A 14147-nucleotide genomic window follows, 5' to 3' on the forward strand; every position below is an offset into this window, starting at 1 on the left:
TACAAAAGTCCGCCTTCAGCACGCTGTTTCTGATCTGACTGGAAGTCAGATGCCGGTTTCCAATATCGCACTTAACAATGGGTTTTCAACTGCTTCTCAATTTAATAAAATTTTCAGACAAAATTATAATCTTTCCCCAAGTGAATACCGTCAACAGGAGGCAATTCGAAAAGATAATCCAGATGTACAGAATCCATCTCAAATTTCCGCCATGCTGAATAAATATCGTTCCAAAACCCGGATGGTTGTAGTCAAGGAGCAGAAAATAAGGCTTCAGTCAGCTGTTATTGACTGTACCAGAGGTAAGGAAATCCATAATCCCTGGGGAACTATGCTATATCTTGGTTTTGCATCCCGACTTCTTTCTGGAACATTTCAACGGCAGATTCAATTTTTAAAACGTAATCTTGATTTTGAATATGGATGTATTAATGGACTTTTCTCCCCTGAATTTGGTCTCATTAATCAGGAGCAGCTAGATCAGTTAAATTTTGTTAATTTGGACTATATTTTAGATTCCCTTGTTGAAAACGGAATATGCCCCTTGATTGTCTTCGATAATCAAATCCTGAAAATGCTGAAAAAATTAAGCGAAATTCAGGAAATATCCATTATCCGTATCTTTTCTGATTCGCAACAATTTAATAGTATCGTTGAAAAAATTCTTATGCATGTCATCAATAGATACGGTCTAAAAGAAGTATCAAACTGGAAGTTTATGATTTGGTATTATGTCTATAAACAAACCTTAATCGGTATTCCTGGAAATTTTGTAGACATATGGGACAATTTTTTTGAAACTGTACGAAAAATAATCCCAAATGCTCCTGTAGGCGGCGTCGGCTCCAGTCCCTCCCTGCATAAAGACCAGTATCGTAAACTTCTACCGTGAATGGACAAAATGCAAAACATATGCCAGATTTTATAACTATAAATTCTTTTCCTTACCGCGAAGCAGAACAGCCTACAAAAATGAATGCCATACGGCAAAATATTGATACCTTCTTTTCTGATGATCTTGCTTATATCCATTCTGTTCTGGAGGAAGTCCATTTTCCTGAATGTCCCATTGTTGTAATGGAATGGAATCTTAGTTTTATACAAAGGAATTCATTTAATGATATGGCTGCCAAAGCAGCAATTATGATAAAACAGATGACAGATTCACTTGGCGAAGTAGACTATGTTTGTTACTGGCATGCAAGTGATATCTTTGCCGGAGATTTTGATGCAAAGCGAATTCTGAACGGAGCATGTGGTCTGATCAGTTCAGACGGATTTTGTAAGCCACCTTATTATGCATTACTTTTCTTCAAACAATTATACAATTATCTGGTTGAACGAGGCAGTCATTACATTGTTACAAAGAATGGTCTTGATCACTTTGCTATTATTCTTTTTAATAATAAATCATTGAATTATGAATACTATTCAAGAGATGAATCTACGATTGAGATGAATGATGATCAAAAGATTTTCAGTAATCATGATGCTTTGGAAATCACCCTCACTCTTCAGGGAGTACAAAACCGAGACTATCATGTCCGTAAGCAGATTTTTGGTCCAGAATCTGGCAGTATCCTTGATGAATGGAGACATCTGGGAACAGATCTACAACTGACCTTAAACGAAATTTCCTATCTGAAACGGTGCAGTATTCCTCATAGAAAAAACGAAACTATCCTTGCAGAAAATAAGACTCTTATTATACAGGAATTATTACAAGAGCATGAGGTGATGTTTATACAGATTGATTAATACATTATCGTTATTTTACACGTGCTACATTATAAAAAACTATATTTCAAATCCAGCTTATTCTGGTAAGAATTATTTCTTCCAGAATAAGCTCTTTAATCGTTTCATTTTCAATAATACAATTGCAATTTTAGTCAACTGCATGTTTAATAATCCCAATTCCAATCGGATACGGGCCTGTGTGAACTCCAATCGTTGCTCCAATCTGATAGATTCCGATTTTTTCAATTCCAAGGCGTTCTTTCACCAGATTTTTCAGCATTTCACGGAACTTCACTGCTTCTTCATAATCGTATCCATAACCAATACAGAAACTGTATTCTCCCGGTTTTGCATTAACTTCATCCAAATATTCTCTGGCTCATGCTCTACGACTTTCTTCATGGATCTGACACGTCCTCTGGCTAAACCGGAACTGAAGATTTCGCCTTCTTTTAGTGTAATCATCGGTTTGATTCCAAGTGCACCTGCTGCAATTCCTGCAAGCTTTCCGATTCTTCCGCCATGCTGCAGATAGTCAATACTTCCAACTGTAAAAAGAATACGTCCGGTCTCACGGATTGGAAGAATCTTTTCAATGATTTCTTCATAATCCATTCCCATATCACGCAGTCTGCATGCTTCCAGCACAAAAAGTCCCTGAAGAACTGTATTTATTGTAGAATCAATTACTGTAATCTTTGCCTGCGGATATTTCTCTTCAATCATCCCTTTTGCCACTGTTGCAGACTGCAGAGAACCACTGAATTTCTTTGTAATACAAATACAGATAACCGGAATATTCTCTTTCGCACTCTTCTCAAATGCATGATAAAAATCATCTACTGACGGCATAGATGATTTTGGAAATACATCCGGATGATCCACCATCTCCTGATAAAAATCCCGGATTCCGATTTCTACTACTTCTTTCTTATATGTCTCACTGTCAAAAGACACATAAAAGGGAACGACTTCAATATCTTTTTCTCTCGTAAGTTCCTGTGGAAGATCCAGCGAGCCATCGCTGACGATCTGAACTTTCTTTTGCATAATATACCTCTCCTGATTCATGTGATACGGATAAAAACATCCGCATTCCTTTAAAACATAATTTTTCCTTTTTAAATAAACGAGAAACATTATAGCACAAGAATCTGGATTGATGCAGGCATTACTACAGATTTTATACTTTTTTAAGATATCAGTATTGTTTTCATCTGCTGTATGGTTTTCTTTACTTCATAAACAATCTGGCTGTTTATGATATCAAAATGTATCTCTTTTCCGCTTCCTCCATACTCAGCTTCATAAATTGCAGTTTTCTCTTCATCATGTTCTTTATATCTGGCTTTACCGGCCAGGTAAGCATTGGAATTTGCATGATTCGGATAGTTCTGGCTCTTCTGGATGTAAAACATTTCTTTATTTTCTCTAAGGTCTGCTTCCAATTTGTCCAGTTTTTCCAGAAACAGCTTGGTTACTTTCGGATAATGTTCCTTAATATAAACCAGATTTCCCATGCAAACAAGTAGCACTCTTTTCCATAAGTCTGCGTTCTTCCTCATTCGTAAAATCTGCATACTCATCTGGCTGTACCTCATTTCCTGCAATAGATCTCTGCAACTGCTCAAACCAGTACAGATGCCTGGACATACTGTCCGGGAACATAAAATACGTGGAGAATTCATGATCGATCATCGGCGCCAGCCGCAGGATTTCGCCTGCCTCATTGCATATAAATGCAATGTTCTCATAATGGTAATTCTGATCACCTTTCAGAACCGAGATCAATATCTGAATCGCCAGCTCCTCCGCCAGTTCCTGATGGGTCTGGAAATAATCTGCGTTCAGTATCTCTGTATAGTCATAGAACATCTGACAATAATTTACATAATCATTAATGTTTACTTTGTCACCCGGATACTTCCGAAAGAACTCCAAGAGATTCATCAGGTGTTCACCTTTTCCGTAGATCATCGGACATACAGTTCCATAATCATAATACTTCTCAGTCTCCGTCTCATAGTCTTTGCAAATGGCAAGCTGATACTGCGGAGCAGAAACAAAATACTCATTAATCACCCACGACCAGAATACTTCTGCATAAGCAAACAGAGGAGTAGAAAATGGCTTAGACTTTGTAAGTGGTTTGAACACCAAATTTTCATTAAAAACAGGAAAATATTTTTCACCTTTGACCACCCCGACAGTTTCTGCTGTCAAGTTTCTTGTTCGGGATGAATATTCATAAATTTGAGAACTGTAATTTGCTTTTTGTTTCATTGTTTCTATTTATTCCTTCCATGGTATTAATTTTACTCATATTTCTGTGTAATTTCCCAATATCCATTTCTAGGCGAACCATGTCGAACGAGTATACCATATTCTTTCAGTTTTCTTATATTTTTTTCTACACTTCGACTACTAATGCATAATTCCTCTGCTATTTTTGCCGCCGGTAGACGAGCATCTATAGAAAGAATGTTAATAATTTTCTTTTGAATATCATTTAATTCATTTTTCCGAACTTTCTCCGAACTTTCTCCGAACTTTCTCCGAACTTTCTCCGAACTTTCTCCGCATTTTCTCTGATTCCATTCCGTTTTCTTTACAGAATTAGATTCTATCTGACCTGAAGAAATATTTCTAAACAATTCTACTCGGAACATATTATCAAATTCCTGAATTTTAGGCTCTGGAAGTCCATATTCTCTTGCACAGTTAAAAATTCTTTTTATTCCACTTCCCCAAGCCTCTACAAGTCCCATCTGGCTAAAGACATTGGCAATACCTTTATTTCTAAGTTTTGAATGTCCATTCATTACCTCTTCATAAGTCAATCCATTATATAAGCCTCCCGGCGACGTTACTTCCAGACGATCATCGTATATCGCAACCTGAATACAGGATTCATCCAATAAATTCCGATGGCAATGTGCATTAATAATCATTTCCCTGATAGCTTCAGGTGGAAGTTCATATTTTTCCTTACGTACTAGTCCGCCAATTGTAGCGCCAAGTCTGATATTCCTCAACACAAAATCTACCGCTTCCTCTATCTGATTATACACAGGTCCAGTAAATTCTCGTTTATCCAAAAACACAACTCTGTCCGCACCCTTAAACACAGCACACTGTGTCTTTGAAAATGGAAAATAATCTGATGTGAGTAATGCATACGCATTTGTTGCCAACAACTGACCATCACTTTGTTTTAAAATTTTCCAGTTAATAAGTTGTTCTTTTTTCACAGAGTTTGCAGACATTCCTGCTTTTTCTCTAAAACTTTCAATGTCTTTACAAAGTTTCTCCGTTGCTTCATCCGTAACAGGATATCCTACGCAAGTCAATTCATCCCATGATATTCGAGCTCCTTCCATTTCCAGTTCTTTAACTTTATCTGGAAATGCAAGTCTGGAAGTTCCAGCTACACGTATATAAGTGCCCTGCTCTTTTCCCTTTGATTTCAGATAATATGGACGATTCTTACCAGGTTCCACACTTACTACAATAACCGTTTTACCATTAACAGTTTGTGGTTCAATATCTGGGATAATCTGCGGCACACATGAATCTGAAACCGCATTAGCTATTCCATCCATTAATTGAAATAGCACTTCATTCTCTACTCCAACGATTTGATGTGTCCTGTCATCAACACCTATAATCAACTTTCCACCCTGTGTATTAGCAAAAGCTACTATTGTTTTCATGTACTTTTCACTTTTATCAGGCAGTGCCACCTTATATTCAATATTCTTAGACTCACCAGAAAATAATGCATCTTTTGCCATCATAATATAGAACCTCCTGTTTTTTAATACTATAAACAGTAATCGGTAAAGAAATCAATATCTAATTTCCTATCTCTTTTGTAAAATAAGATTTTCCATTTTCTTTTTTATTTATAGCCAAGGCAATTCAAATCATCATTCTCAAAATTCATCCCATAAGCTTTTAAAGAGACTGACCAATCGCAAGTATACCTGCTATTGCCTCTTTGCCATTTCAATTCACAGCCTCGCAGAGAGGCTGACGAATTTCTTCTGTATTTTGTGCCAAAATTGAATTATTTCAACTCACAGCCTCATAAGAAGGCTGACTGCAGACGGTAGATCTCCAGTGCCCTACGGATTGAGATACTCTGTTTTCGTACTTCTGCTCCATAGCTGGATACTGTCTGTATCTATTTCTCTCCTGATAATGCATTACCTACCTTACTAAGGAATTATATCATTTTTTATTACTACCTATATCAGATAAATGATTTTTGATCAAATGATAAATCACCCTTCCATCTTTTTGTCCAAAAGAATGCAAGGAGCCTGTATATAATTCTTTCTTTCCCTGAAGCTTTTTCGACTCCATAAAATCTATAATCTCCGCAGTTCTCTCCTCATATTCCGTTCCCTCAAGGATTCCTTCTAATTCTTTTCGCATTTTATTACGCTCTTCAATCCTTGCACATTCTGCTGCCAGATCAAGTGTTGACATCCTATTCTGGAGCATCTTTCTTCGCCAGATGTCGCGAGAGGAATTGAAAAGTGTAAATGCATTCTCTATATTTCCGGCTTTCACAACCTGAGGTTTCGCGGCATCTCTATTTACACAAAAGAAATCTATCACCGCTTGGAATCCTTTGTCGTTGCTTATGATTCCAATCTTTTTCTCACCACGTTCACTGATTATCCCGCACTCCGCAGCGATATAAAAATCAAGTGCATTCTTTCCGCTTCCTTTTAATTTTACTACTCTAAATTCACATCCACTGTCTTTGATGTCCTGCAGATAATCGCACCTTATTTTCCCACAACAATTACTGTAGAAAATAATCAGGGTATCATCAGCACATAATGCATCCGCCCCTTTTAATCCGTTTGATCCATTCACGTTCTCATAATCAACCAGTATCGCTGCCATCTGACTTCCTCCATAATTATTACCAGTGTATTTCCCACATTTTTCTTGCCTTATTTATTATGTATTCGTATAATAACCATAGGTTACATTTTCTTCTACGATATCATAACCAATGGTTATTTTCAAGAGGTGAATCCAATGAAATTTTATCCTGAACGATTGACACAATTAAGAGAATCTTTAAATATCAGCAAGGCTGAAGCTGCCCGCAGACTCAATATTTCTGCAATGACTTATGGTCGTTATGAAAAAGGCGAGCGCGAACCATCTTATCAGTCTGTATGCTATATTGCGCAGGTTTTTCACTGCAATGTGGATTTTCTGTATGGAGTTTCGGATGATATGGATTGTGATTATATTATTATTTCACGTTCAGAATCTCCGGATCTATATGCTTTGGTAGAAATTATGAAGAAAGATGCTGAACTAAGCAACCGGCTGACTATCTACGCCAGAGAATTGCTCAAAAAAGAGAAAACACCTGAAAATTAGTCTGTTAATTATATTACAGCTAATTTTCGGGTGTTTCTCCGACGTTTTCTCCGACGTTTTCTCCGACGTTTTCTCCGACGTTTTCTCCGAACTTTCTCCGACGTTAATACAACGTTCCTACATACCCTTGCGTTTCCCGTTTCATATAGCATTCATTGACCTGATCAGATTCCATAATTTCCAGTACATATTCCATCCCTGTAGCCAATTCGCGTTTTTTCAGTTCTTCTAATGGAATCCAGTATACTTTTCCCTCTTCAGAACTTTTTAATTCACCGGAAAATTTCTCTGCTTTGTAGAGAAAAAGTACATTATGAATGCCATTTCTATGCCAATGATATACCCCTCGCAGCTTCGGGTTTTCTATTTTTAATCCGGTTTCTTCCCAGACTTCGCGGATTACGGAATCGTTAAATATTTCGTTCTTCTCCACATGTCCGCCGGGGAAGGTTGTTCCGGTGTAGCTGTCGTTTACTTTGTCCAGTGCCAGGACATTTCCTGCATTGTCGCAGATCATGCACATATTCATGAAGCAAGCCTGATCTATATAGTTTTCCCCTTTTTCATTAAATAATCTTTTAACCCGCTTGTTAACATTAGATCTTTTTGATTTGTAATGCTTCAAGACCTCTCCATAAGGAACCCATATTCCAGCTTCTTCAATTTTTTCATATACTTTATCTACTACTTCTGACAGTTGTTTGTCATTTGGAAATGTATATTTTTTAGTATAAAAATCTCTTGTTTCCTGAAACATCCATTCTGCAATTTTTTCTTTCTGTTTCAGTTTTAAATGGGAATATTTCTTATCCGTCTGTACTAATCGTCCATCTGTTATTTCATGATTCTTTTGTGACATTATTAAATTTTCCTCTTATTTTCTTTGCAATTAACAATATAAATTCCCGCGCAAACCAGGAGCAGAGCTATCAGGCTTCCAATATTGAATGCCTGCTTCACCTCACCAAGTATCAGAGCAGACAGAATCACACTGCACAACGGATTGACAAATCCAAAGATTGCAACTTTCGAAACATCATTCCATGCAAGCAGTACAGACCAAAGTGTATAGGCCACTGCAGAAACCATTGCCAGATAAAATATAATTGCCACACCTCCTACAGTAACATTTCCGAGATGTCCGCCCATTCCCACTCCGATCAGCGTCAGAACGATTCCTCCCATCGCAAACTGCGTTCCACTCAGCACTACTGGAGATACTGTTCTGGAAAATAGATTGATCAGGACCGTGGAAATTCCATAAGATAACTGCGCAATCAGAATAAATCCCTCACCAGTCAGCTTAAATCCCATATCCAGGGAATTTCCCATCAGATTGATCACAACAACTCCGGCAAATCCCAGAACGCATCCTGCTATTTTTCTGCCTGTCATTCGTTCATTACGAAAGATCAGACAGGACATCAGAATTGCGATAAAATTTCCAAGTCCAGTGATAATGCCGCCTTTTACTCCTGATGTATGTGCAACACCTATATAAAAGAAGAAATATTGTCCAACTGTCTGTGCCAGACATACTGGAACTGCATATTTCAGAATCTCTTTATCTGGGATCATCACTTTCTTTTCTCTGATTGATGCAAAGATCAGTACCAGGATTCCCGCCAGTGTAAAACGAACTCCCGCAAAGACAATCTGGCTTGCAGTATCTGCGGAATCTACCTGCATCAGGCGATAGCCTGTTTTAATTACCGGAATTGCGCTACCCCATAGGATACAGCAAATACATGCAAGGAGTGCTACGATTCCGGTTTTTGTTAATGTGTTTTGTTTTTGTGTCATTTTTGTTTTCTCTCTTTTCATTTGTTTTTCACTTTTTCTATTGTATCATAGATTTTTGACCCGTTGTTAATGGTTTTTGAAACTCCCTGCTTTACCACTTACTCATCCTGCTACAAGCCAATCCCTATCTATTACTTTTCACAATTAATGCAGAAAACTTATTGATTTATTTGAATTAAAAAGCAGAAATGCTCTCCACGAATAAACTCGCTTCAAACATTTCTGCTTCTGTAATCCAATCTGTAAATCTTTAAAAATAATATTCCTCAGAATAAATCCTCAGATCCTCTTTCGTCCATTCTCCGTTTTCGATATGAAAACTGTTCAACACCGGATAGTCTGCTATCAGTGACAGGATCAGGTAACTTGCTTTTGAGTCAAAGGCAAGACGAATATCTTCCACGGACGGGCGGGATGGAGACGACGGATGGGAATGCCAGTTTCCCAGCGGTTTCAGACCATTGGCACGCATATCTTTGATCGCATTCATCTGATCTCTTGGGTCCAGAGTAAAGTGGTCTTCGGCATGATCTTTATTTTCCAGGAAATATACTTTTTTGATTTCTCTTCCCTCTTCGGTCTCAGCACCGGCCAGAAGTCCGCAGGCTTCTTCCGGAAGATGTTCTTTTGCATAATTAACAATCTCATCATAGAGATGATCTCTCATTCTTATTATCGCCATATTTCTCTCCCGTTTATGCCTGGTTCTTAACCGAGTCAAGTAAGTCCCCTGTTTCAATTACAAAAAATGATAAGTAGTAGGTTGGAACTTGATCTATTTACTGTTCATCTCTTGTCGCAAAACGACCTGCAGTCTCCTCACAGACTTCCTGCTCGTAATCGATTGGCTCCAGGATTGTCGGATGATTGCCGCATACTGCACAGTTATGAGTATCTTTCGGCAGTTTAATTTTACGGAATTCCATTGTCAGCGCATCATAAGTCAGAAGATATCCTGTCAGAAGATCACCTACACCGATCAGATATTTGATTGCTTCCATTGCCTGTAAAGAACCGTGAGATAAGACACAGCTGGAATTTAGTTTTTCATTTAAGTGAGGAAAGAGAATTCTTGCTATATATTATGTTAAATTTTTGAATTTCACAAACTGGAATTTATCTTTTCTTATATGTCACCACAATTCCAACCACCGAAGTCCAAAAAACAATCGGTGCGAGTCTTACAAACAAGAATTCAAACCCATGCAGTATTGTTCCTGCCACTGCCAACTCAGGATCATTGTAATTCCAATCCAAATAAAAACTATTCGTAGATGCAAGTGCGATAAATATTACCACTATAACCGCACACAATGAAATAAGAATCCATCGAATCGTTTTTACCTTTGTTATACTTCTTTTTGCAAGCTGCAAATTAATAACTTCCAATTTTTCAGAAAGAATCTTTAAATCATCGATAGTCGGTTCTGCTATAGGTTCTCCAAGTAATTCACTTACAGTAGTATCCAGTTCATTCGCCAAAATAATCAGCATACCGGAATCTGGAACTGACAAACCATTCTCCCATTTTGATACTGTCTGTCTTACTACGTTCAGTTTAATTGCCAGTTCTTCTTGCGACAGCCCTTTTGACTTTCTAATTCTTTTGATATTTTCATTTAGCATAATCTCTGCCTCCTTGTTTTTGATAGCTCAATTCTATATTCAAAAGAGCCGTTGCCACAAGCAATACATATTAACATCCGCTTATTTATGGGCTTTTCGCAGACAAATCCCGATTGTGATTTCACCTGTTTTAAGAAATTTAATAACTGTTGTATTTTGTTATTAACTTCTCTGTAAACCCTTGAAAACACTGGATTTGTCGCAGGTGAGCTTTCCATTATTGTTTCCCTTGTGTTATATCGTCCCATCATTGTTTACGAACTCTGATAAGGGAAAATGCAAGGGCAAAAAAATCTGATAACACATTATAACATGAAATGGAAGTGACATGGTGAACTGATTGAAATGCTTCTTAATTTTTACAACTAATGATTGATTGAATGATAAGGAGATGGAATACGATGAGAACAATATTTGCAGAATATAACCCAAAGTGCAACAGCATTGATGTTTATATCAGTGCCGACTATATGCTCCACATTGACTGCTGGGAAGCGGAAAAGAACTTGAAAACTACTCCTGATTCAGACTGTGCATTGAACGCACTTGCAATTAATGAACCACTTGAATATGCAAGACTATATCTTTATGAAAATTTGCAGATGTGGGTAGATGCTGAAGATTCATTGGAGGTATAATATTAAAAGACCGACTATCTTACTCACTATGCTGAGATGGTCGATCTTTTTCACGATTTATATATTTACATTTCCGGCTTTAATGGACCATAGTAGTAACTTGCTGTCGCTCCTCCATCAACAAGGAATGTAGATCCTGTAATAAATGCTCCTCTGTCACTCATCAGAAGTTCTGCTACATTTGCAACTTCGTCTGCTGTTCCAGGTCTTCCTGCCGGGCATTTGGCGAACATATTTTTATAAAAGTCACCACGAGGTCCGTTAAATTCATCAACTGCCAGCGGTGTTACAATAATTCCGGGTGCAATGTCGTTAATCCGTGCCCCCCTCTTTCCCCACTCTACCGACTGTGCCATTACACGCTTTTCATTGCAACGTTTTGCCAGCTGATATGCATGAAGTGTGTCCCTGATATTCTCCGGCTGTAAAATCTCAAGGCTTAAAAGTTCCTCTGTCGGTGTTGTGGCAAGCTGTGCATCCTGCTCAGCAGTCAGCTGTGGCATTCTCCAGCCAGACTGACTTGAGATGGTAACACCTACGCCTCCTTTTTCGATGACCTTTCCTACTTCTTCCAGAAGTACCGCCGTTCCATAAAGGTCTACCTTTAGGATTGCTTCAATCGGAGCCTGAGATGGTGATACACCGGCTCCATTTACCAGCATCTTAATCTCACCATATTCTTTCGCTTTTGCAATCAGATTTAAAATGGATTCTCTGGAAGATAAATCCATTTTCATCGGCTCAACATCAAATCCTGCGTCATTCATAACTTTGGCAATTTCCTGTGCATTTTCTAGCTTTTTATCGCCCATTACTATTTTCTTTCCATAGCCTATGCGTCTTGTAATTGCCATTGAAATTTGCCCTGCACCGGTTACAATCATTACTTCCTTACTCATAATACCCAATCTCCTTTTTTATTCGGCTACATTTTTCTTTGCCCACGCCGTAACCGCTTTTTCAGATTTTTCCGAGTCTGCACCGTGTACTGCCATTCCTATTCCAAATGTCGCACCCTTACAAATTTTTCTTAAGTCACGTTCGCTGCTTCCCAGTCCGCTTCCTTCGTGTGTCATAAGAACCATTACTTTTTTACCGGTAAAATCAAGTCGTTCCATTTGAGAAAAAACGGGCATCGGGAAGGTTCCCCACCAGCAAGGTCCGCAGACAAACACATTGTCATAGGAATCTACATTGTCCAGATATTGCGTCAGCTCCGGTCGTGCATTGACTTTTACTTCCTGTGCAGCTTCTTCTGTACATTTATGATAATCTTTGGAATAATCATTTACTGTCTGAATTTCAAAAAGGTCTCCACCGACAGATTTCCGGATGTATTCCGCACAAATTTCTGTATTGCCTTTCTGTAAACTTTCAATTCGCCCATTGACATAATTTTCTCCCTTTCGAGAGTAATAAATAATCAGGTTTTTTGCCATTATCTTTTCCTCCTGTCTTAAATTGCCCTTAGTATAATTCACTTCAAATGTTCAATCAAATCTTAATACTTATCATATTGATTATTTTCACTAATCGTTATATGATTTATTTTGAAATACATTCCTCAAAATAAGCAAGGAGGTACATAATTATGTTGTTTAGACAGATTGAATATTTTCAGGCTGTCATCGAGACCGGGAACTTTTATCAAGCTGCTGAAAAATGTAATGTTTCCCAATCAGCTATTTCCCAACAGATAAAAAAACTGGAGAAGGAACTTGGGGTAAAACTTCTTGACAGGCATAACAGGACCTTTTCACTGACAACCGCAGGAGAGCACTTTTACAGAAAATGCCTCATCCTTATCAACGATATCGAACAGATAAAAAGAGAAACAAAAAGAATTGCGGATAACGGTCATGCAATTCTTCGTGTTGGCTATTATAAAGGCTATCATGGTAATGAACTTTCAGAAGCAGTAGCAGAGTTTTCTTCAAAATACCCGACTGTTGAAGTAAGTATCATGGTTGGAAGCCATGAAGAGTTATATAGGGCATTGGAAACTGACAAGGTTGATCTGGTTCTAAATGATCAGAGGCGGGCATTCTCAGACCTATATAATAATGAAATTCTCTCAGAAAGCCGTATGTACATAGAAATTTCCAACCATAATCCTCTGAGCCGATTGGAAGTGGTAGAAATCGCCGAACTGAAAAATATTCCCTGCATCCTTGTCATGAATCCAGCCGGACAGTGGGAAGAACAATCCTATTATGAAGATATTGTTGGAATAAAAGGTGACTATCTTTTTTCTGATTCTATTCAGGAAGCAAGGCTTAAAATCATTACCGGACAGGGGTATATGCCGGTTGATGTAATTGGTGAACAGGCATGGTTTGATTCTACTATCAACAGGATTCCTCTCGTCAGAAATAGCGAGCCTGTCAGAAAGACATACTGTGCATTCTGGCGAAAGGATAATTCCGGATATTACATTGAGGATTTTGCCAAAATGTTGAAAACGAAATTTTAATATAATTCCATACACAAAACAGACAGCCTTGTTTTTGATGGCTGTCCGTCTTTTTTTAATAATATTCTCGTTCTTTCATCCAGTCTTTCGCATAGCATCGGATTCCGATATAGAGCACATAGATGTTACTGCCCTTTATCTTCGCTCCTTTGGGTTCATGAGAATGAATCTTGGCTTTTTCATTGATTTGTGACAGACAGGAAAAGCCAGAAAGGAATGTACACATTCCAATCCGGCTGATTTCCGAATGGAATATATACATTCCTCTCTGTCCTTGTTATTTGTTACTATATGATTATCAGGCAATGCCTGTTGTAATGATTAATCGGGCTTTCCCCGATGTGTTGTGCTTCAACCACCTCCTTTTATGACATGAAAAAAGCACCTTAACCTGTTGTGGCTAAAGTGCTTGTAAGTCTGTTATTAAATTGTTTATGAATCAGACAAATTAGAAG

General features: G+C 38.0%; 16 protein-coding genes and 2 pseudogenes. 5 read left to right on the plus strand and 13 right to left on the minus strand.

Annotation, left to right across the window (positions count from 1 at the left end; genetic code table 11):
• Both AC058W_RS08005 and AC058W_RS08010 read left to right on the plus strand, forming a co-directional pair.
• Positions 1 to 892, plus strand: an 892-nt coding sequence (locus AC058W_RS08005) for a helix-turn-helix transcriptional regulator (RefSeq protein WP_479389938.1), incomplete at its 5' end; no start/stop codon positions are given.
• Positions 893 to 912: 20 nt separating this feature from the next.
• Positions 913 to 1758, plus strand: a complete 846-nt coding sequence (locus tag AC058W_RS08010; protein WP_479389939.1) for a GH39 family glycosyl hydrolase — start codon at positions 913 to 915, stop codon at positions 1756 to 1758.
• A gap of 130 nt (positions 1759 to 1888) precedes the next feature.
• Here the strand turns inward: AC058W_RS08010 and AC058W_RS08015 are convergent.
• From AC058W_RS08015 to AC058W_RS08035, 5 genes and pseudogenes are all read right to left on the minus strand, one after another.
• Positions 1889 to 2790, minus strand: a pseudogene (locus AC058W_RS08015) (DegV family protein).
• Positions 2791 to 2933: 143 nt separating this feature from the next.
• Positions 2934 to 3260, minus strand: a complete 327-nt coding sequence (locus AC058W_RS08020; RefSeq protein WP_479389940.1) for a hypothetical protein — start codon at positions 3258 to 3260, stop codon at positions 2934 to 2936.
• A complete protein-coding gene (locus AC058W_RS08025) occupies positions 3238 to 4023 on the minus strand; it encodes a hypothetical protein (RefSeq protein WP_479389941.1) in 786 nt (261 codons plus the stop codon). Before AC058W_RS08025 ends, AC058W_RS08020 begins: the two co-directional genes overlap by 23 nt.
• A 32-nt stretch (positions 4024 to 4055) precedes the next feature.
• Positions 4056 to 5537 (minus strand): ATP-binding protein, encoded by a 1482-nt coding sequence (locus AC058W_RS08030; protein WP_226824752.1) that lies wholly within the window; start codon positions 5535 to 5537, stop codon positions 4056 to 4058.
• 436 nt (positions 5538 to 5973) lie between these two features.
• Positions 5974 to 6660: a PIN domain-containing protein gene (locus AC058W_RS08035; protein ID WP_117677433.1), complete on the minus strand. Its 687-nt coding sequence runs from the start codon at positions 6658 to 6660 to the stop codon at positions 5974 to 5976.
• 138 nt (positions 6661 to 6798) lie between these two features.
• Between AC058W_RS08035 and AC058W_RS08040 the strand changes: the two genes are divergently transcribed.
• Entirely contained in the window at positions 6799 to 7152 is a 354-nt protein-coding gene (locus AC058W_RS08040) for a helix-turn-helix domain-containing protein (protein ID WP_117677434.1), read from the plus strand.
• A gap of 103 nt (positions 7153 to 7255) precedes the next feature.
• On the opposite strand, the gene AC058W_RS08045 is transcribed toward AC058W_RS08040, so the two are convergent.
• The 5 genes and pseudogenes from AC058W_RS08045 to AC058W_RS08065 all read right to left on the minus strand — a co-directional run bounded on the left by AC058W_RS08045 (position 7256) and on the right by AC058W_RS08065 (position 10581).
• A complete protein-coding gene (locus AC058W_RS08045) occupies positions 7256 to 8011 on the minus strand; it encodes an 8-oxo-dGTP diphosphatase (protein WP_117677435.1) in 756 nt (251 codons plus the stop codon).
• Between the two features lie 2 nt (positions 8012 to 8013).
• Positions 8014 to 8955: a DMT family transporter gene (locus AC058W_RS08050; RefSeq protein WP_173684715.1), complete on the minus strand. Its 942-nt coding sequence runs from the start codon at positions 8953 to 8955 to the stop codon at positions 8014 to 8016.
• Between the two features lie 250 nt (positions 8956 to 9205).
• Positions 9206 to 9637, minus strand: a complete 432-nt coding sequence (locus AC058W_RS08055; protein WP_117677437.1) for a M67 family metallopeptidase — start codon at positions 9635 to 9637, stop codon at positions 9206 to 9208.
• Between the two features lie 97 nt (positions 9638 to 9734).
• Positions 9735 to 9971, minus strand: a pseudogene (locus tag AC058W_RS08060) (adenylyltransferase); the annotation flags it as partial.
• Positions 9972 to 10071: 100 nt separating this feature from the next.
• The gene (locus AC058W_RS08065; RefSeq protein ID WP_117677438.1) at positions 10072 to 10581 is read right to left on the minus strand and encodes a helix-turn-helix domain-containing protein; all 510 of its coding nucleotides are present in this window, start codon (positions 10579 to 10581) and stop codon (positions 10072 to 10074) included.
• Positions 10582 to 10982: 401 nt separating this feature from the next.
• Between AC058W_RS08065 and AC058W_RS08070 the strand changes: the two genes are divergently transcribed.
• The gene (locus AC058W_RS08070; protein WP_117846131.1) at positions 10983 to 11219 is read left to right on the plus strand and encodes a DUF6061 family protein; all 237 of its coding nucleotides are present in this window, start codon (positions 10983 to 10985) and stop codon (positions 11217 to 11219) included.
• 65 nt (positions 11220 to 11284) lie between these two features.
• Here the strand turns inward: AC058W_RS08070 and AC058W_RS08075 are convergent, their stop codons facing one another.
• Together AC058W_RS08075 and AC058W_RS08080 are read right to left on the minus strand one after the other, a co-directional pair.
• Positions 11285 to 12118 (minus strand): SDR family oxidoreductase, encoded by an 834-nt coding sequence (locus tag AC058W_RS08075; protein WP_117846130.1) that lies wholly within the window; start codon positions 12116 to 12118, stop codon positions 11285 to 11287.
• Positions 12119 to 12136: 18 nt separating this feature from the next.
• Positions 12137 to 12658: a flavodoxin gene (locus tag AC058W_RS08080; protein ID WP_117846129.1), complete on the minus strand. Its 522-nt coding sequence runs from the start codon at positions 12656 to 12658 to the stop codon at positions 12137 to 12139.
• A 152-nt stretch (positions 12659 to 12810) separates the two neighbouring features.
• Between AC058W_RS08080 and AC058W_RS08085 the strand changes: the two genes are divergently transcribed.
• Positions 12811 to 13692, plus strand: coding sequence for a LysR family transcriptional regulator (locus AC058W_RS08085; protein ID WP_117846128.1), 882 nt, complete (start codon positions 12811 to 12813; stop codon positions 13690 to 13692).
• A 55-nt stretch (positions 13693 to 13747) separates the two neighbouring features.
• On the opposite strand, the gene AC058W_RS08090 is transcribed toward AC058W_RS08085, so the two are convergent.
• Positions 13748 to 13954, minus strand: coding sequence for a hypothetical protein (locus tag AC058W_RS08090; RefSeq protein WP_117846127.1), 207 nt, complete (start codon positions 13952 to 13954; stop codon positions 13748 to 13750).
• Positions 13955 to 14147 lie beyond the last annotated feature (193 nt).

This window comes from Blautia sp. CGZ-1-C1 (assembly GCF_056504575.1).